We start from the raw sequence: 19,821 nt of genomic DNA on the forward strand, positions 1-19,821 counted from the left end.
AAAAATGATCTTGTAAGCATGAATTTGTTGTGGTAAAATAATGGACAATGTGTGTATCTATTAAATGATCATGTCCTTTATTATTGATGTTAAACAAATTGATTTAGGCTCATCCATTATTACTGGACATGAGGTCTATCCCAATGCGTCATTATTAGTCAATAATCAGCGCAAGAAAGTCATTTATAAACTCAATAAAAATGGCAAACCTGTCCTGTCTTATATGGAAGTTGCCTTTACCGGACTGGCCCGACTGTTTTTAAGACCGAACCTGACCTCGCCCCAGTATCTGGCTGGTAACAAGCTGGACGACAATTCTCACAGCGTTGAAGGCGTTATTTGCGATAATATTTGTTATGCAATTGAGCAACGCGAAAATAGCAATGTTTTCTACCTGGCTCACTGTGAGGATAATAAGCTTGGGTTTGATGACGGCATAAGACCGACTAACCCTGAACAGATTCCGTATCGCTTTTTTCATCAATATCCACGTGGTTTTTTTGCCAAATTATGCCAGGCACGGGATGAAGGCAAACTGGCTTTCGATCTTGATTCGCTGGCAAGCGTATTAACCACAGCTTATACCCTTGAAGAAGATGATTTTCACAAAGGAAATTTTGGTTTTTATATTGTTGAAGATCGAAATAAAGAAGGGCAGCCGATTAAAAAGGTTGTTTTTTTCAAGATTGATCATGATCTGATGATGTGCGACAGTCTGATTTCGCGAATTGGGTCACGGTTGGTCAATATTATCTTTGGCTCGCATGCCTTTGATATTACTAAACGTGATATCAAGAAAAATCCTTTGCTGATCGATTCCCAAAATCATTATTGGCCAACCCGTAAGCGCTATTTGGCGACTACCTCTTCTTCAAATCGTATTTATAAAGATGATTCCGATATCAATGCTTTTATTAAAATCAGAAAAGATAAAGATTTTATTGAGAAAAAATGGCTGAATCTTTATAAGCATATTTTAATTCCGCAAACGCTTATTATTGACTCATTGCAGAATGCATATACGGAAGAGACTGCAGAAGGGCGCGCCCAGGTTGCGTTGATTACCGAAGCGGTTCTGGCTCGACAGGCGCGCTTGCGGGCAGTACTTTTTTCAACTCGACAGTTTCGCGAGTTTGTTCGTATTCTGAGCAACAATGAGAAAAGCGCAATCGTTAATGAAATCGTTAATTCGGCGTCACAATCCATAAGCCAGGAACAAAAAGAACAAATTACCCGACAAATCAAGCGTACTATGGAATCTCATTACGCATCAGATAATCGGGATAGTTTGATTTCTTCAGTGGTAAAACACGATACCCCTCTCCATATTGCTATCCGTAATGGAGATTTCCGTTTCGATGATACCTGGCATTCATTTGGAAAATTTGCTGAAGATAAAAACATTCAACATCAAACTGCGCTGGATATTGCGGTAGAGAAATTGAACAAAGATATTAAAAACCTTTCAAAAGAGCAAGTGAATAATAATTTTAAAAAGATCTGGCGAGATGATGATGTTGGAAATAATCCGGTAATGATTATCCGTTTTCTGTTACGGCAAGGCGTGCATGAAACGAAAAGCTATCGTGAATTACCGCAAGCTATTAAACAGCAAATAGAATGCTATTCATTACCTAGCCAGCACGCCACTAACGCCGGTAATGCAAGAACTACGCAGGAATTGATTAATGCAATCCGCAATATTGGTGAAGACCAGCGTTACTGCTTAAAAATGAAAAAGGAAATTGCCGCGCTTTGCGTCAAGCAGTTTATAACTGATAACAAAGACAAAGCAGACTTCAAACAGATTTTGAAAGGTTTTAAAAACGCATTGAACGAGCGCAAGCCTGAACTGCAATTTATCCACCAGTTACGCAGCAAATTATGGATAGTTCGTCAAATCAGGGGGTTATTTGGCTATACCTCGACTTTGGGGGAAATTAATAAGTCGATTGATAGCGGTATACGCTCGGTGTCCCTGGCAAAAAACCGATCCTCATTATTTAACTTATGTAGCAAGGGAGAGAATAGCCGCACTGAAAAAAAGTCTGCTTCGGTTGCTTTACCGATTCCAATTTGATGTAGTTCCCCTCTCCTTTACCCCTTTCGATACGTGAGAGCGGGTAATAATATTAATTAATACCCGTCTTTGTATAATTTATAATATACTTTAAGTAATAACTAGATTATATCTTTGGATGTTTCCATGGATCAGAATGAAAAATACTGGATTGAAAAAGAATTTATCTTTGAACTGATAAATCAGATACCCGCTGCGGTTTTCTGGAAAAACACTGATTCCGTTTATCTGGGATGTAATCAGCAATTTGCTGATATGGCATCCTTATCTTCGCCCGATGAAATTGTAGGAAAAACGGATTACGAATTACCCTGGGGGAAATATCAGGGAGATATCTACCGCAGAGACGATTATCTGGTTATTGAAAGCAGGACGCCCAAGCTTGGCATAGAAGAGCCGCAAACATCGGTTGATGGCCATGTCATTACCTTATTAACGAATAAGATCCCCTTATATTCAAAAAATAAAGTCATCGGCCTGTTGGGCGTTTTCATCGATATCACTGAGCGTAAAAGGATGGAAGTCTCATTACAGGAGGCTAAAAACCAGGCAGAACAGGCTAATCTTGCCAAAACTGAATTTATTTCTAATATGAGTCATGATATCCGTACGCCATTAAGTGGTGTTGTCGGAATATCAAAATTGCTTGAGCAGCATGCCTCAACGGAAAAAGAACGCCAATACGCCAGCTGGGTTAATGAGAGCGGTGTGCAATTGCTGAATTTGTTAAATGGCGTACTTGATGTGGTGTCGGCTGATAATGTACGCGAAGATGATATCAGTCTGGAAACCTTCGATCTCCGTGAAAGTCTGGATGGCATTGCCCGGCTTGAATTACCGACTGTAAAGCTGCGTAATCTTGATTTTAAAATAGATATTGAGCAGCAAGTACCGCAATTTATTAAAACAGACAAAACCAAATTGCACCGAATTTTGCTTAATTTATTAGGCAATGCGATCAAATTTACCCAGCAGGGGCATGTTGGCGTAACCGTAAAACTGATTGACCGCAAGGACTCAAAAGTGCAGTTGCAGTTTCGGGTTATTGATACTGGCGTCGGTATTCCGGCTGATATTCAGGATAAGATTTTTGATCGTTTTTTCAGGGCAAACCCCTCGATTAAAGGGATACACCGGGGACATGGCGTTGGCTTACATATTGCTCAGAAATATGTCGAGTTACTGGGCGGTAAAATCGAACTGACAAGTACGCCGGGTGTCGGCACAACTTTCTTTTTTACTCTTTCAGTTGAAGCAGGAAAAGCGGAAGAGGTGAGTACAGACTCCGAGCTTGACCAAAATACTTCAGAATATAACACTATCCCCGAAATCCATCATACTGTCATTGCTGAACCCAAACCGGTTGAATACAACAATAACGCGCCGGTTATGCTGATTGTCGAAGATAATCTGATCGCGCTTCATTTGGCGGAAATTATTGCCAGACAGGCGGGTTGTCAGTTTTGCTCGGCGCCTGATGGCGAACAGGCGCTTGCAATGATCAAAAACAAAACCGTTGATCTGATTATTACTGATTTCGGTTTGCCCGGAATGTCAGGACTGGAGCTGGCACGGACAATTCGAAAACAGGAAAAGGAAGCAGGGAAAAAGCCAGTACCCATTATTGGTCTGACTGCTAAAGTGATGCAGGAGAATGATACTGAATGGCAAAAAGCAGGAATGAATAAAGTATTATTAAAACCTGTCGATCTGGAAACAATGAAAAAAGTGATAGAAGAGTTTGTACCTATGAAACAAAATATTCATGCCGAGGGGCCTAAAACAGTTACTTTGGTGAATCTGGCTGAGCAGCAGGTTGTCGATTTTGAAAAAGGCGTTAATACGCTTGGAGACGAAAAACTGTTAAAAGAATTACTGTTAATACTAGTTGAAGAAAATCTGATCGAAGATCAGACTTTGCTTGAGCAGCATCTTGAACATCAGGATTGGCTCGGAATGCGTAAATTGGTACATAAAATGAAAAGCGGCGCTATTTATTGCGGTACTTCAAAACTGCAATATGCCTGTCAGAATCTGGAGGGTGTGCTGAAAGCGGATCAGATTGATCAGGTCGAGGAACTTTATCAGAATCTGCTCGCAGTGATTGCCGAAACAAAAACTGAAGTGAGTCGATTATTGAAAAAATAGGTTGAGCCTTTGCTTAATTGATGCTCGAGTTCTGGGTCATACAACTCACTCTGCAATCAGGCAAGTTTCTTGCATCAAAAAAAATACACTCTACAAAATGGATACTCGCATAATGCCTCTGGTACTATTGCTGTTGTTATTCATTACCTGGCAAGGAACTGCTCTGGCGGAACAGACTCTGGAAATTCAGGTCAAGCAGCAGAAAATTGCATTGCCTTACTGGAAGGCCGAGCATAAAGCGCTGGGCGGCGTGCTTATTATTCAAGGCGGCGAGCCGGCCCATGGCTCGATATTTCTGCGTTCGTTAGCCGGTTTTCTGGCAAAATTGGAATGGTCAGTGCTTTTGCTTAATACGCAACAGACCGGTACACCATGGATTGAGCAGTTACCGGAAGGACTTTCTATCTTGAGGCAACAGAAAATTAAACGAATAGTGGTTGTTCATTATGGGGCTCAGGCGCAGCAAACTCTGGAATACTTTAACAAATTGCAAGCGAAGCAGGTAAACGGACTGATCCTGCTGTCTGCCTATGATATTCCTCTGCCTAAAGAGCAGATGATGATTTCAGATAAACTCCGATTTCCTGTTTTTGATATTGCTGGTCAGTTTGATTATCCAGAGGTCCTGCTGCAAATGAAAGCTCGTGTGCACCAACAGGCGGAGCAGGCGGTGGAGAATGCTAATCCTGAGCAAACAGTAAAAAGCTATCAAAGCCTGATATTTCCGGGCGCAGGCCATGATTACGCGTATACCAGACGAATGCTGGCAGCCTATCTTGGCGGCTGGATGTCCAAACTGACCGAAGAAAAACTGGCTCAAGCCCCGGTTAAACCCCCCGTAAACAGGTAATGGGTCTAATTAGCATCTGATGACATTTGGGTCGATAATTAGTTCTTCGGCCCTTGAGTCATAAATAGCCTGGGTTAGCAAATTGATAGCGTCGAATAAATTAAGCTTTAAATATAAGGGTTGATCTGTATGGTTAAATGTTGCACAACAAGCACGCACTGGAACTGTATTAGCATTAATAAAATGATAGAGATAGTCCTGAAGACACAACATAGAATTTATGATTACTTATTTGATAAAATAAAATATATCTCAACTCGTTTTTTAGAATCACAATTAACGCCCAAAAAAACGCAGATTTTAGAAAGTTTTAAACACTATTGTCTCACTAACGCCGAAAACGGAATGAGCCGAACTGAACTGGTTGAAGGTTGGCATAGAAATTACGTTAAGCACAACGATGAAAATCCCTTTGACACATTAAAATTGCACAGACGTATTTTCCAAGGTTTTTTGAGTATATTTAATCCAGATAAAACTGAATCTATTAAATTATTTGAAAAATATTTAAAAAATGAGGTCATTTCTGATTATTTAAAGGAAAGTATGTATTCTTGTTCAGCGAGTATACCAACTGATACATATAAATTATTGGTATAATGCATAAAGACCTTACCATCCCTTACTTTCACAAATCTGCTCATACGCTTTGGTAATTTTCTGGGTTTTATCATTAGCGAGTTTAATCATTTCTTCCGGCAAGCCCTGAGCAATTAATTTATCAGGGTGATTGCGACTGATTAATCGCCGGTAAGCGCGTTTGACCTCTTGCTTGCCTGCCGTATCAGGAACTTCCAGAATGGCATAAGCTTGTGCGAGAGTATTCAGTGGCGGTGGTTGATAATTACGTTGGTTATACGAATTGTCCCGTCTTTGTTGTGATGACGACGAACGATAGGCAAACTCCTCATAAAAGCGGTTTTGCTGATTAAGCGGAGCAAAACCAAGGCTTTGAAAGATTGAGTTAAGTACTTGTACTTTTTTCTCGGTTAAGCCGTCAACTTTGGCAGAGCGGTATTGGATATCCAGAAACAGTTTCAATAATTCCGGATTGTCGCGGCAGGCCAGCTTCAACTGAAACAGCGTTTGCCCCAGATTAAAATCCGATGATTTACCCTCATTGAAACAACGTTTGGCCAAGGCCTTTTGCTCATGATTTAATCGCATTTCACGCATCATCTGACGAGCCATGTCCAATTCATTCTCGGTTACCCGGCCATCAGCCTTGGCGATATGGCCCATAACTGTAAAAGTCGTATCAAAGAAAATCTTGCGTACAGCCTGCCTTTTTTCTTCATAATAAGACCAGTGCGGCCTGGTAAAATGACTGGTTAAGCCTTTGTCAAAAAAATTGCCTATCAGGATGCCAAAAAGCGCGCCCGCCGGCCCGGCAATCAAGTATCCGAAGAAAGCGCCAAGCAGCTTACCCCACCAGTTATTGGAACTGAAAAATTGACGAAGATTCATTAAAAGCTATATTCCGTTAAATCAGGATTTGAAATACGTTAGTTAAATTCTAGCTCGAAAATCGATTAGATAATACTGTTTATTTGTTAGGGCGTGCTTTTTAAAGTTTTTTTGGAGCCCAGAAATAACTTTAAAAACACGCCCTAATATGTAGACTATGGTATACTGCGCTTCATTATGACCGTTTCACCGCTAGAGCTTATGCGACATATTTATTCATTTTTTATGTATCTGTTAACTCCCTTCCTGTTGCTCAGATTATGGTGGAAAGGGCGAAAATTGCCGGGGTACCGGGCACGAATTGCCGAACGTTTTTGTCTGGATGCCTTGCCTGAAGCCCGGTATGATATATGGGTGCACGCTGTTTCACTGGGGGAAGTCATTGCAGCGACGCCATTAATAAATCAACTATTAGCGAAAGATTACACGATCCTGGTTACCACCATGACGCCTACCGGCGCTGAACGGGTAAAGAACCAGTATGGCGGGCGGGTAAGCCATCGCTATGTACCCTATGATCTGCCTGTTGTATTAACCCGTTTTTTTAAAGCTAACCAGATCAGAGTCGGTGTTATTGTTGAAACAGAGTTATGGCCGAACCTGATTGATAAAGCAAGTAAAGCGAGCATTCCGCTGCTTCTGGTTAACGCTCGTTTATCTGAACGGTCGTGCAAAGGTTATGAAAAAATCCGTTGGTTAATCAAGCCCGTTTTAAATCAGTTTCAAGGGATATTGGCGCAGGCTGCAGATGATGCAGAACGCTTTAGGCATCTGGGCGCGGAAAGCGCGCGGGTAACGGTTTTGGGTAATGTTAAATTTGATTTGGAAACCCGTAATATTGACAAACCGTTCTTTGAACAGATTAAGCAGGCCTGGGGAGACGAGCGCATGGCGGTCATCGCTGCCAGTACACACGATAATGAAGAGCAACAAATTCTTACTGGCTTCAGGCAGCTGCGTGCTGAGGTTCCGGATGCGGTATTATTAATTGCACCACGCCATCCTGAGCGTTTTCAGCTTGTTTATCAGCTTGCCTGTCAGATGGGGTTTAATACCGCTCTGCGCAGTCAGGCAGAAACAATTTCTACTGCCAGTGAAGTGATTGTTCTTGATTGCCTGGGAGAAATGTTGGGCTTTTATCATGTCAGTAATTATGCGTTTGTTGGCGGAAGTTTTGTTTCAGTAGGCGGGCATAATGTTCTTGAACCGATCGCCATGAATACACCCGTTTTCAGCGGACCGAATATCCATAATTTCAAAACCATCTGTCAGGATTTGCAACAGGCACAGGCAATAGAAATGGTTGCCAACGCAGAGGATTTAATGCAGCGCATTATCAAATTGCGAAATGACAAGGAAGCCCGGGAGAAACTGGTGGCAAATGCCAGTCAGGTGCTTGATAGTAATAAAGGGGCGGTTGCAAGGTATATTGCCCGAATTGAAAGTGTTATAATGTAATCCTTCGAGACGGAGCTGCGCTCCTCCTCAGGATGAACGGATTTGATTCGGTTTTGCAATATCGCGAGGAATGTTGGGCTGCACTTTGTTTAGCCCAACACTCAATTTAATTGCCTTGATTTTGCTTTTCTTTAATTTCAGACAAGGTTTTGCAGTCAATGCAAAGCGTAGCAGTAGGACGGGCTTCCAGGCGGCGTAAACCAATTTCAATTCCGCATGCTTCACAATAACCAAAATCGTCATCACGTAAACGCTCAAGCGCATCTTCGATTTTTTTAATCAGTTTGCGTTCGCGATCGCGGGTACGCAGTTCCAGGCTGAACTCTTCTTCCTGGCTGGCGCGATCATTCGGATCGGCAAAGTTGGCTGCTTCTTCTTTCATGTGTGACATGGTACGGTCAACTTCTTCCATTAAAGATTGGCGCCAGGCTAAAAGAATACTTTCAATGTGCGCTAATTGCTTCTCATTCATGTACTCTTCGTTTGCTGCTTCCTGATACGGAGCGATACCCATGCTGCCCACAGCGTCATTCTTAACGTTTTTTAATTTATCGTTTGTGGATTTAATTAATTGTTCTGGCATAACTGCCTCCCATTATTTCAATCGCTACTAAAGTCGCGTCTTTTTATTAATATAATATGCAACGGGTAGTCTGTATATCAAAAAACAGAGATTGCTTCAACTAATAATTGCTGCGGCCACCGCTTACCCGATCATTATTTTGCCAATCTTTCCAACTTGCTATATCAACGTAACCATATTCTTTAAGCATAGACGTAACAGAGAGTTTTTGTTGATAACCATGTTCTATTAATAATAGCCCGCCTTTAACAAGGCTAGCAAGACTATGTTCAATAATATGTCTGATATCGCTTAAACCATCGTTGCCGCTGATCAGCGCATGCGTTGGTTCAAAACGCACATCGCCAATTGTAAGGTGAGGATCGTTCGCAGCAATATAGGGCGGGTTTGAAACAATGGCATCGAAGGGCGCAGATATTTCAAGATTAGAAAACCAGTTCGAGCGGCAGAAGCGGATATTATTGATGCCAAGGAGCCTGGCATTATCTTGTGCGGTTTGTAATGCGCTTTCACTGAGATCACAAGCAGTTATATCCCATTCGGGTCTTTCTTTAGCCAACGCCAGGGCAATCGCACCGCTGCCAGTACCCAGATCCAGAATTCTGGCGCCTGCATCCGGCGATACCATGGACAAAGTCAGTTCAACCAGCAATTCTGTTTCAGGTCTTGGAATCAAGGTTTCCTGATTAACCCGGAGCGGCAGCGACCAGAATTCGCGCGTACCGGTCAGATAGGCAATCGGCGTTCCCAGTGAGCGGCGCGCTACCAGGCTTTCAAACGTTTGTATCTGTTGGGTCGTTAGTTGATACTCAGGATAAGTATACAACCACGTTCGAGTTTTCAGCAGAATATGCGCCAGCAGGATTTCAGCATCTATCCTTGCGGTGTCGCTGTAGGGCTCCAGTTGTCTGGCGGCATGTTCCAGTGCGGATTTAATCTCAATCATGTTTGCCCAGTTCAGCAAGCAATTCAGCATGATACTCACGCTTTAATGCGTCTACCACCGGTGATAAATCGCCGGCAATAATATCAGTCAGTTGATAGAGAGTCAGATTAATCCGGTGATCAGTTAATCGGCCTTGCGGAAAATTATAGGTACGAATTCGCTCGGAACGATCGCCTGAGCCGACCAGCGATTTTCGGGTCTGCGCCTGTTGCTGGCGTTGTTTGCTCTGCTCAGCATCCAGCAGACGGGTTTTTAATAAAGCCATGGCCTTTGCCCGGTTCTTATGCTGGGAACGCTCGTCCTGACATTCAACTACTACACCGGTTGGGATATGCGTGATGCGGATGGCTGAGTCGGTTTTGTTAACGTGCTGTCCACCGGCGCCCGAAGAGCGGTAAGTATCAATGCGCAGCTCGTCGCTATTGATTTCGATGTCATCAATTTCATCAACTTCAGGCATGATTGCAACGGTACAGGCAGAGGTATGTACCCGGCCTTGCGATTCCGTTTCCGGCACACGCTGAACGCGGTGAGCGCCTGATTCAAATTTTAATTGGGAATAAACATCACTGCCGCTGATGCGCGCAATAATTTCTTTATAACCGCCATGTTCACCATGGCTGGCGCTGATAACTTCTACCTGCCAGCCTTTCTGTTCAGCATAACGGCTGTACATACGGTATAAATCGCCGGCAAAAATTGCCGCCTCATCACCACCGGTACCGGCGCGGACTTCCAGATAAATATTACGGGAATCGTCCGGATCTTTGGGAATGAGATGCCATTGCAATTGTTCATCCAGTTCATCAACTGACGTTCTGGCCGCATCAATTTCTTCTTTAGCCATTGCAACCAGATCTTTATCATCACTGGCTATCAGCTCTTCCAGGGAGGCGACATTGTTTTTTGCCTGAAGATATTGATCATAACATTGGGCAACTGGCTCAAGCTGGGCATATTCTTTCGACAGATTTTTGAATTGATTCTGATCGGCGATAACAGACGCTTCGGACAATAGACGTCCTACTTCCTGAAAGCGCCCAAGCATCTGCTCAAGTTTTAATTCGAGAGATTGTTTCATAGAGGCATTGTCTCATCGGTATTTTGAAAAAGATAACGGGCGAGATCGAGTAACTCCTCTCGGCCATCCCAGGCTATCTGCTTAAAGCCTACAGTGGGTATATGGGTTAATTTATTAACCAGGCGCTCGCATAGTTCGCGTAATACCTGCTTCTCACAGATACCGGCAGACAGTTTTTGCTGGGCGCGTTCCAGTTCCAGTTCGGCCAGGTTTTGCATACGATCGCGGTAATCACAAATAATATCTTTAGCGCGCAGTGAACGGTGCCAGCGGATATAATTATCCAGCTCGCTGTTAATCAGTTGTTCGGCTTGCAGAGCTGCTGTCCGGCGCTCATCCATCCCCTGGGTAATCAGGTTTTGCAAGTCGTCGATATTATACAGCCTGACATTGTCGAGCTCTTTAACATCAGGTTCAATATCACGCGGTACTGCCAGATCAAGGAAAAACATCGGTGCGTTTTCCCGTTGGCCCATTGCATGTTCTACCAGGCTTTTATCAATAAAAGGTAACGGGCAGGCGGTAGCTGAAATTACCACGTCAACCTGAGACAGGTATTGCGGTATATCGCCAATTGAAAGTGCCTTACCGTCAAACACTGCTGCAAGCTGCATGGCATTTTCACGGGTTCTGCTTGCCACATTAAATTGGCGGACACCTTGTTTGTGGAGATATTTGGCAACTAACGTGGCCGTTTCTCCTGAGCCAATCAGGAAAACCCGCAATGAGCCGGTATCCTTGAAATACTGGCTAATCAACTGCACGGCGGCATAAGCGACAGATACCGGATTGTTACCGATACCGCTTAAGGTACGCACTCGTTTGCTGGCGCTGAAAACGTATTCAAATACTGAACGCAGATTGTGTTTGACTGTGCCCGCCTGACAGGCATGCTGATAAGCCTGTTTCATTTGGCCGAAAATTTGCGGTTCGCCAAGCATCATTGAATCAAGACCGCTGGCTACACGTAAGGTATGGCGCACCCCCTGCGAGCCTTGATGCACATAAAAGTAGGGTAAAATTGAATCCGGGGCAAGCTGGTGCTCATGCGCAAGTCTGGTAAGCAGCAATTCCACGTCATCGGTATCGCAATAGACTTCGGTTCTGTTACAGGTAGAGAGAATCATTGCCTCATCGATGGTAGTATAATCCACCAGATTACGAAGCACTTGATCATTTACTCCGGGCGTGAAAGCTAATTTTTCACGCACCTCAAGCGGAGCTGTTTTATGATTAAGCCCACAGGCAACAAACACCATAGATATTTAGCATTGCAGAATAATTAGCGGATTGTAAACGATCCGGTAGCTGCTCGTAAAGGAGAACCTGTGCAGGGTTTGACTTCGTGATGCCGCTGGCTTTGCTTTCAGCAGTAATTACTGCCAATATAGATTTCCGGGATTTTATAAGATAAGGAAAGCAGATGACAAACCTGACTTGGCCTGCTGATGATTATGCGATAGGTTCGTATATCCAGGCGACTGTAGCGGATAATTATTTATCCCGTTTGCAATTAAAACCAACGCACAGAGTATTGGATGTGGGCTGTGGTAACGGGGCATATAGCCGTAAAATTTTAAGCCGGATTCCCCAGGGCTCTTTAGTCGGATTAGATGCCTCGCCCCACATGCTCAAACTTGCCCGGGAAACCCTGGTTGATTATCCCAATGTACAATTTCATTGCGGTGATATGGCTGCTATGGCATTTAATAATGAATTTGATTATGTGGTTTCATTCTGGTGCCTGCAATGGTCAGCAGATATTATGGCCTCATTCAGGCATATTCATCAGGCGTTAAAAGATTCAGCGAAAGTTTTTGCCTTGTTTCCAACGGGTGATGATCCATTAATGACCATGTATGAGGCTGTCAGAAATTCTGGCCGGTTTTCAAGTCTTGACCAGTTTAAATTGCCAATCAACTATGCCCAGTTCGTCAATCTGGAACAAAAGCTTGCCGAATTTGCTTTCAAGTCGCTTAAAGTAGAGCGTTGTCAGCAATTGCTGGAATTGCCGAGTCTGGATATCTACAGTAAATTTGTTAACGGAATTCCATTCTATGACAAGCAGATTTCGGCTCAGGAAATTAAAAAAATTAATCAGGCAATGGCGGATGCGTTTGAAGTGTATTGCCATGAACATTACAACGGTAAGTATTTGTTCGAATTTTCTATTTATTTGGTAACTGCTGAAAAATAGTACGAAATTTCAGCTCCATAATGCTCAAGTATTGCCTAGTTTGGCCGCTAATTAGGATAAGACTCGCAGAGGGGGGCTGAAAATGGACATTATCTTTCAAGGTAAGCATGATAGCGAAGAAGCCGCAGAGAGTTTATTAAGCGTACTCAGGCTATTTAAAGACCAGTATCAGATAAGCCAGTTCCGTGAAATGCACTTGACGGTCACGCTGGTTGATAACAATGGCGATGATGTTGAACTGGTTGATAGCGATACGGCCCAGATTTATCGGGTTTTTGAAGTATATCGTCACGGCCATGAATTATCTGCTGGACGAAAACCCCGTCCCATGTTGCAATTAGTGGTTGATAATACTCGCTAATTGGAGAGAGGATGCTGTCGGGTTTTTTTGCCTTTGTTTTAATGATGATATTGGTGATTGGTCTGCATGAGGCCGGTCATGCGATTGCGGCTTATCTTGCTGGGGTAAAGATTCAGCGTATATCAATTGGTTTTGGCAAACCGGTTATGTCATGGTTTGATAAACAACAGCGCGAATGGGTGTGGGCTGTCTGGCCGCTGGGCGGCTATGTCAGGCTGCTTAATTCCCGTATTCAGAAAGTCAGGCCGGATGAATTGCCTTTTTGTTTTGATAAACAGCCTGTCAGTGTACGGTGCCTGATTCTGGTATCCGGTGCCCTGATGAATTTTTTTATTGCCTGGATAGCGCTGACGATCTATTTCATGGCCGGACACACGCAACAGGCTCCTGTTATTTCCAGAATTGTTCCTGGCACTATTGCTGCACACGCTGGTTTAACCGACAATGACCGCATCCTGGCAGTAGCTGGTGTGCCGGTCAATTCCTGGCAGGAAACTGCCATGCAATTTATCCAGGTCTGGGGAAAGGATAAAGTAGCGCTTACTGTAGCCGGGGAGGGGGCAACGCGTCATCTAACCCTTGATTTAAATGCTCCTCTTGCCCAGAAAAAAAAGAATTTCTTAGCAATCCTGGGAATTGAGCCGAGTGATGCCAGGGAATTGATGGCAGGGGAATCTTTGCCTGCGGCATTAAGCCATGCCTGGTACAAGCAGGTTCAACTGATTAAATTTTTCCTGATCTCAATCAAGCAGTTGGTATTTGGCGTCATCCCTTTTTCCTATTTAATAGGCCCGCTTGGTTTATTGACCGCCTCGGTGAACTCTTTTTTGTTGGGTATCGCGGCATTTATGTATTTTATCGCTTGTCTGAGTATTTCGGTGGGGTTGGTTAACCTGCTGCCGATTCCGGGTCTTGATGGCGGTTCGATACTGTTGGCAATGATTGAAAAAGTTCGTAATAAACCTGTGTCGGTTGCATTGGAGGTTCTGTTGTATCGGTTGTCTTTTATCTTTTTTTGCGTTTTTCTTATTCAGTTAGTTTTAAATGACTTAATAAGATGATATATCAGAGGACTTGCAGACAAAAAGTCGCAAACCACTAATGATACGTATAATATTAAATTAAGAACAGCAAGATATTGGGAGTAATTATGGAATTTGTCAGCCGTTATGTTTCTCATCAACCAGATAAAAGTGGCTTGATCAATTATTCCAGTGAAGAGCATCACATCTGGCAACAGTTATATGATCGGCAAATGGCAGTGTTGCCAGGCAGGGCATGTGAGCAGTATATGAAAGGTTTGCAATGCCTTAACCTTGAGGCGAGCCATATTCCGCAACTTCCGGATATCAGTGAAAAGCTCAAGGTACTGACTGGCTGGCAGGTTGAGCCGGTGGCTGCGTTAATTTCAGCGCGTGCTTTTTTTGAGCTATTGGCCAATAAACGTTTTCCTGCCGCAACTTTTATCCGCTGCCAGGAAGAACTGAATTATGTAAAAGAGCCTGATATTTTCCATGAGATATTTGGCCATTGCCCGATGTTGACTGATCCGGTTTATGCGGATTTTATCCATCAATATGCCAGCAAGGTTTTAACTTTTCCGGAAAATCAATGGCCATTGTTGCAGCGGTTATTCTGGTTTACAGTAGAATTCGGTTTAATCAAAAATGAAGATGGCCTGCGCGCTTATGGCGGCGGTATTTTGTCTTCGATCAGTGAAACCGCATACAGTGTGGAAAGCGATATCCCGATGCGGGTTCTGTTTGATCCAGTTACTGCTTTCCGTACGCCTTACCGGATTGACATGTTGCAACAGATTTATTTTGTAATTGATGATTATCAGCAACTTTATGATTTTGTAAACAAGGATATCAATGCTCTGATTGCACGCGCCCGTGAGCTGGGTGAATTTCCACCGATGTTTCCGGTAGATGCCAATAATCCCAGCATTCATATTCTTGCCTGTTGACGGTTTGAGATATGCGCTTACAGGATAGTTAAGTTAAGCCGACACAAAAGTGATTTACGGCAGATAGCGATTTTGCTAATCTGATTGTAATGAGCGGTTAGTCTTGTTAATATCCGTATACCTTTTGTGTTCATTGACATATAGTCAAGGAGCATTCAGTTGATTAAAGTACTCATTGTTGACGACCATGCCTTGGTTCGGATGGGTATTCGACGACTTTTAGACGATTTACCGGACATGGATGTTGTAGCGGATGCTGAGAGTGGAGAGCAGGCTTTGTCATTGGTAAAATCTCACAAGCCTGATGTCGTACTGCTCGATATGAAAATGCCAGGTATTGATGGCTGGGAAGTAACCAGACGATTAAAAAAGTCGAATCCCAACGTTAAAGTTATTGCTGTGACAGCGATGTGCACTGAGCCATTGCCTTCAAGAGTTCTTCAGCTTGGCGCGATGGGGTATATTACCAAAGAATCAGGCGCGGAAGAGATGGCTGCGGCAATACGCCGTGTTGCCAAAGGCGAGCGTTATTTAAGTGCCGAAATTGCTCAGAAAATGGCGATCAGTAGTCTTGAAGAGGTTAAAGACTCACCGTTTGACATATTGTTCGAACGCGAAATGCAAGTCATGTTTATGATAACAAGCGGTATGACGGTTCAGGATATTGCCGACAGGCTGTTTTTAAGCACGAAAACAATTAATGGTTATCGCTACCGTATCTTTGAGAAACTAGATATCAAAAACGATGTCGAATTAACCTTCCTGGCCTTAAAGCATCGCGTTATAGAGCGTCCTAACGACGAACAAACAGATAATTAACCTGCCATCCCCGCGAAGGCGGGGAGCCATTGATTTATGAAAGATTTAACCGCTTTACTTGCAAACCTGCCTCAGGAACCAGGCGTTTACCGCATGCTGGATGCGGATAATAATATCTTGTATGTCGGTAAAGCCAGCAATTTAAAAAAGCGGGTCAGTAGTTATTTTACCAAACAGAATACCGGCGCTAAAACACGATCGCTAGTCAATCAGATAGTCGATATTGATATCAGCATTACCCGCAGTGAAACAGAAGCTTTGCTGTTGGAAAGCAACCTTATCAAGCAGCTGCGGCCAAAATATAACGTCTTAATGCGGGATGATAAGTCGTATCCCTATATTCATGTATCCAATAGTAATAAATACCCGCGCATGGAGTTATACCGTAGTAAGAAAAAACCGGTAAAAGGCATTTATTTCGGCCCTTATCCAAGCGCTTCCTCTGTCCGGGAAACGCTGAACACCATTCAAAAGGTATTTAAAATCCGCAATTGCCGTGATAGCTATTTTAATGCCCGTTCACGGCCTTGCCTGCAATACCAGATTAAGCGTTGTACAGCGCCTTGTACCGGATATATTTCGCAAGCGGATTATCAGCTATCGGTAGATGACGCAATACGTTTCCTTCAGGGTAAAAGCCAACAGATTATTGCTGAATTAACCGCACGGATGAATGATGCAGTAGCAAGGCTTGCCTATGAAGAGGCGGCTGTCTTGCGCGATCAGATTAAAAGCTTGCGATTGGTGCAGGAGCAACAGGGGATTGTCCAGTTACGCGGGGATGCAGATGTGATTGCTATTGAGGCGCAACCTGGTTTTGCCTGTGTCCAATGTGTTACGGTACGTGAAGGTCAAGTAATCAGCAGTCAGAGCTTTTTCCCTGTAGTACCTTATTCTCAGCTTGATGAAGATGATTTACGGCAGGAGGTTCTGGAGGCGTTTGTAGCATTTTATTATCTTGATTACAGCGAGCGTATTCCGGCTTTGATTATCCTGGACCAGGCCTTGCCTGATCTCACCATGATAGAAGAGATGTTGAGTGGGGTACGCGGAAAAAATATGACTATCCAGACTAAACCCCGCGGTACTAAAGCACGCTGGCTTGATTTTGCGCGTAATAATTTAAAACTGGCTATAGCTGAGCACGAGGCATCTGCTGCGACCATAAGACGCCGCTATCAGGCTTTGGTTAACTTACTTAATCTTCCATGTGATATTGCACGCATGGAATGTTTTGATATTAGCCATACTCAAGGCCAGTCAACGATTGCTTCTTGTGTTGTGTTTGATAGTCAGGGCCCTAAAAAAAGCGAATATCGCCGTTTTAATATCGAAGGCATTACTCCGGGTGATGATTATGCTGCGATGAAACAGGCATTGACCCGCCGTTTTAAACGGCTGGTTAGTCAGCAGGATTTTCCGGATATTTTGATTATTGATGGCGGTAAAGGGCAGGTGGCTATTGCACAGCAAGTGCTCGCTGAATTAGAAGTGCAGAGTGTTACTGTACTTGGCATTGCCAAAGGACCTGATCGTAAGGCTGGGTGGGAGCGGTTGCTTCTGGCGGCGGAAGGTACAGAAATCACGTTGCCCGCTGACTCTCCTGCGCTGCATTTATTACAACATATTCGCGATGAAGCGCATCGCTTTGCTATTACCTGGCACCGTAAAAAGCGGCAAAAAGCGGGCCTTGAATCAAGTCTTGAATTGATTGAAGGGGTTGGTCCAAAACGTCGTCAGGCATTATTACAACGTTTTGGCGGTCTGCGGGAGCTTGCCCGGGCGCCGCAGGATGAAATTGCCAAAGTGCCAGGGATCAGTGCTGAACTGGCAATTCGTATTTATCAACATTTCCATCAATGAGGTAAAGACTCTTTTTCTCCCTCTCCCCAACCCTCTCCCGATACGGGAGAGGGAGCAAATATAAGTCCTCTCATATCGGGAGAGCCAAGGAGAGGGCATTTCCCCCTGAAGTCCCCTCTCCCGTATCGGGAGAGGGTTAGGGAGAGGGTATTTCCACTTAGTCCTTCTCCCATATCGGAAGATCCAAGGAGAGGGCATTTCCCCCTAAAGTCCCCTCTCCCGTATCGGGAGAGGGCTAGGGAGAGGGTATTTCCACTTAGTCCTCTCCCATATTGGGAGAGCCAAGGGAGAGGGCATTTCCCCCTGAAGTCCCCTCTCCCGTATCGGGAGAGGACTAGGGAGAGGGTATTTTAGTCCTCTCCCATATTGGGAGAGCCAAGGAGAGGGCATTTCCCCCTGAAGTCCCCTCTCCCGTATCGGGAGAGGGCTAGGGAGAGGGTATTTTAGTCCTCTCCCATATTGGGAGAGCCAGGGAGAGGGTATTTCCACTTAGTCCTCTCATATTGGGAGAGCCAAGGAGAGGGCATTTTCCACAACCATTCCTCTAACTTATTGCTTATATTAAAATTTTTTTGTAGGCTGTGCCCCTTTAAAGACCTTTTATTATATAAACTTGTCGATATTGAACACTATGACTAAACTTTTTTTATAAACGTCCGAAAAATTTGTAGCAGACGTTTTGAAATTTAAGCATGCTTCTTGCATGATGCATAATACTAATAATGATTGGGGGATCACGATGAAACGACTACTGGTTGTGATTGGAATGCTAATGTCTGCATTTTCCGTCAATGCAGCAAGTTACTTTGGAACTGCGCTTTGCGCATATCCCCAATATCAATGCATTAAAATATCCAAAAACCAAAGCTGGGATACTATGTTTCCCGATGAACAACAGCGGGATATTGTTCAACGGCTTAACCGCAGCTATAACTATTTATGGGCAGGTAAGGAAATTGTTGTTCCCCGTAATATGGAAAATAAAACGCTGTTGGATTTCTCGCCTTTTCCGTTAACCATTCAACCAGACGGTGAAAAACAAATCATAGTCGACCAGGATAAACTGGCCTGGGCTGCGTATGACATCGATGGCAAGCTGGTTAAATGGGGTCCTATTTCTTCTGGCCGGGACAAGTGCTCGGACAGTAACCGTTCTTGCCGCACAATGACTGGTATTTTCCACTTCTTCAGTAAAGAAAATGAAAAATGCCGTTCCAATGTCTATCCTGTCGGAAAAGGCGGCGCTAAAATGCCTTATTGCATGTATTTCCATAAAGGGTTTGCGTTACACGGTTCAGATGATATTCCGGGATATCGCGCAAGCCATGGTTGCGTCCGTATGTTTACCCGGGATGCATTGTGGTTAAACCATGAGTTTGTCGAAGTTGCCAATCCCAAGGCAAATTTTGCCGGCACAAAAATCATTGTGCGTCCTGTCGTCACAACTGGAGATAAACAATCATGAAAAAAATTGCCAGCTTAAGCATTCTACTTTGTGCGTTCACTGCGGCAAACGCATTTGCGGCAGAGAAAGAAGATGACCGCAATCCGATTGGATGTCGTGACGTTGGCTACCAGTTTGATTTGAAAACATTACAATTATTGCCGCACAACGCCGGTGCCGGACAATCGATGTATTTTATTTACAATTCTTCTCCTCAGACAGTCACCCTGTATCAGATGCGAGGCGAAGACAGTTCACGAAGCATGTATTTAAATCATGCGATTGGCGGTAAACAGTGGGCGGTGCTGTCAACCAGTGAACGAAAAATGAAATATATCTGCGCAACGCCTGATTCAAAATCACGCTACGGTAAAATTACCGATTGTTCCGAAATGTTGCGGGTTTGCGAGTATATTAATGTTAAATATGGCTTGAATAATCGAGGGAATTACTGGCTGGTAAACAGTAATACAAAAAATGGTGCGATACGGGAAGTAGTGCATTATGGCATTATTCCTGGCGTATAAATAAGAATTCGCTGCCGTTAACAAAATA

17 protein-coding genes and 1 pseudogene are annotated in these 19,821 nt (G+C 43.8%); 13 read left to right on the forward strand and 5 right to left on the reverse strand.

Going from position 1 to position 19,821, the window contains the following annotated elements; all coding sequences use genetic code 11:
- Window positions 1-70 precede the first annotated feature (70 nt).
- The 4 genes from ankK to ACFORL_RS08790 all read left to right on the forward strand — a co-directional run bounded on the left by ankK (window position 71) and on the right by ACFORL_RS08790 (window position 5,678).
- The gene (gene ankK, locus ACFORL_RS08775) at window positions 71-2,080 is read left to right on the forward strand and encodes a Dot/Icm T4SS effector AnkK/LegA5 (RefSeq protein WP_382343120.1); all 2,010 of its coding nucleotides are present in this window, start codon (window positions 71-73) and stop codon (window positions 2,078-2,080) included.
- Window positions 2,081-2,206: 126 nt separating this feature from the next.
- Window positions 2,207-4,228 carry an ATP-binding protein gene (locus ACFORL_RS08780; protein ID WP_382343122.1) on the forward strand — a complete coding sequence of 674 codons (2,022 nt, stop codon included), beginning with the start codon at window positions 2,207-2,209 and terminating at the stop codon, window positions 4,226-4,228.
- Between the two features lie 112 nt (window positions 4,229-4,340).
- Window positions 4,341-5,078, forward strand: a complete 738-nt coding sequence (locus ACFORL_RS08785; RefSeq protein WP_382343124.1) for an alpha/beta hydrolase — start codon at window positions 4,341-4,343, stop codon at window positions 5,076-5,078.
- Between the two features lie 183 nt (window positions 5,079-5,261).
- A complete protein-coding gene (locus tag ACFORL_RS08790; protein WP_382343126.1) occupies window positions 5,262-5,678 on the forward strand; it encodes a hypothetical protein in 417 nt (138 codons plus the stop codon).
- A gap of 12 nt (window positions 5,679-5,690) precedes the next feature.
- Here ACFORL_RS08790 and djlA read toward each other — a convergent pair whose 3' ends face one another.
- A complete protein-coding gene (gene djlA / locus ACFORL_RS08795; protein ID WP_382343128.1) occupies window positions 5,691-6,545 on the reverse strand; it encodes a co-chaperone DjlA in 855 nt (284 codons plus the stop codon).
- Between the two features lie 201 nt (window positions 6,546-6,746).
- Here djlA and waaA point away from each other — a divergent pair, with 201 nt between their 5' ends.
- Complete coding sequence (gene waaA, locus ACFORL_RS08800) at window positions 6,747-8,003, forward strand: lipid IV(A) 3-deoxy-D-manno-octulosonic acid transferase (RefSeq protein ID WP_382343130.1); 1,257 nt, start codon at window positions 6,747-6,749, stop codon at window positions 8,001-8,003.
- Window positions 8,004-8,109: 106 nt separating this feature from the next.
- On the opposite strand, the gene dksA is transcribed toward waaA, so the two are convergent.
- From dksA to hemA, 4 genes and pseudogenes are all read right to left on the reverse strand, one after another.
- Window positions 8,110-8,586 carry an RNA polymerase-binding protein DksA gene (gene dksA / locus ACFORL_RS08805; RefSeq protein ID WP_382343132.1) on the reverse strand — a complete coding sequence of 159 codons (477 nt, stop codon included), beginning with the start codon at window positions 8,584-8,586 and terminating at the stop codon, window positions 8,110-8,112.
- Between the two features lie 100 nt (window positions 8,587-8,686).
- Window positions 8,687-9,532 carry a peptide chain release factor N(5)-glutamine methyltransferase gene (prmC, locus tag ACFORL_RS08810; protein WP_382343135.1) on the reverse strand — a complete coding sequence of 282 codons (846 nt, stop codon included), beginning with the start codon at window positions 9,530-9,532 and terminating at the stop codon, window positions 8,687-8,689.
- Entirely contained in the window at window positions 9,525-10,613 is a 1,089-nt protein-coding gene (gene prfA / locus ACFORL_RS08815; protein ID WP_382343137.1) for a peptide chain release factor 1, read from the reverse strand. Before prfA ends, prmC begins: the two co-directional genes overlap by 8 nt.
- Window positions 10,585-11,872, reverse strand: a pseudogene (hemA, locus tag ACFORL_RS08820) (glutamyl-tRNA reductase). The gene prfA and the pseudogene hemA overlap by 29 nt, the downstream one beginning before the upstream one ends.
- 164 nt (window positions 11,873-12,036) lie before the next feature.
- On the opposite strand from hemA, the gene ACFORL_RS08825 reads away from it, so the two are divergent.
- The 8 genes from ACFORL_RS08825 to ACFORL_RS08860 all read left to right on the forward strand — a co-directional run bounded on the left by ACFORL_RS08825 (window position 12,037) and on the right by ACFORL_RS08860 (window position 19,793).
- Window positions 12,037-12,810 (forward strand): class I SAM-dependent methyltransferase, encoded by a 774-nt coding sequence (locus tag ACFORL_RS08825; RefSeq protein WP_382343139.1) that lies wholly within the window; start codon window positions 12,037-12,039, stop codon window positions 12,808-12,810.
- 82 nt (window positions 12,811-12,892) lie between these two features.
- A complete protein-coding gene (locus tag ACFORL_RS08830) occupies window positions 12,893-13,171 on the forward strand; it encodes a hypothetical protein (RefSeq protein ID WP_382343141.1) in 279 nt (92 codons plus the stop codon).
- Window positions 13,172-13,182: 11 nt separating this feature from the next.
- Window positions 13,183-14,232, forward strand: a complete 1,050-nt coding sequence (locus ACFORL_RS08835) for a M50 family metallopeptidase (protein ID WP_382343143.1) — start codon at window positions 13,183-13,185, stop codon at window positions 14,230-14,232.
- 89 nt (window positions 14,233-14,321) lie between these two features.
- Complete coding sequence (gene phhA / locus ACFORL_RS08840; RefSeq protein ID WP_382343145.1) at window positions 14,322-15,140, forward strand: phenylalanine 4-monooxygenase; 819 nt, start codon at window positions 14,322-14,324, stop codon at window positions 15,138-15,140.
- Window positions 15,141-15,299: 159 nt separating this feature from the next.
- Window positions 15,300-15,959 (forward strand): two-component system response regulator LetA, encoded by a 660-nt coding sequence (gene letA / locus ACFORL_RS08845; RefSeq protein ID WP_382343147.1) that lies wholly within the window; start codon window positions 15,300-15,302, stop codon window positions 15,957-15,959.
- A 36-nt stretch (window positions 15,960-15,995) separates the two neighbouring features.
- Complete coding sequence (gene uvrC / locus ACFORL_RS08850) at window positions 15,996-17,822, forward strand: excinuclease ABC subunit UvrC (protein ID WP_382343149.1); 1,827 nt, start codon at window positions 15,996-15,998, stop codon at window positions 17,820-17,822.
- A 739-nt stretch (window positions 17,823-18,561) separates the two neighbouring features.
- Window positions 18,562-19,287: a L,D-transpeptidase gene (locus ACFORL_RS08855; RefSeq protein ID WP_382343151.1), complete on the forward strand. Its 726-nt coding sequence runs from the start codon at window positions 18,562-18,564 to the stop codon at window positions 19,285-19,287.
- A complete protein-coding gene (locus ACFORL_RS08860) occupies window positions 19,284-19,793 on the forward strand; it encodes an endopeptidase IV (protein WP_382343152.1) in 510 nt (169 codons plus the stop codon). The genes ACFORL_RS08855 and ACFORL_RS08860 overlap by 4 nt, the downstream gene beginning before the upstream one ends.
- The last annotated feature ends 28 nt before the right edge of the window (window positions 19,794-19,821 follow it).

Source organism: Legionella dresdenensis (genome assembly GCF_042649825.1).
Taxonomy (GTDB): domain Bacteria; phylum Pseudomonadota; class Gammaproteobacteria; order Legionellales; family Legionellaceae; genus Legionella_C; species Legionella_C dresdenensis.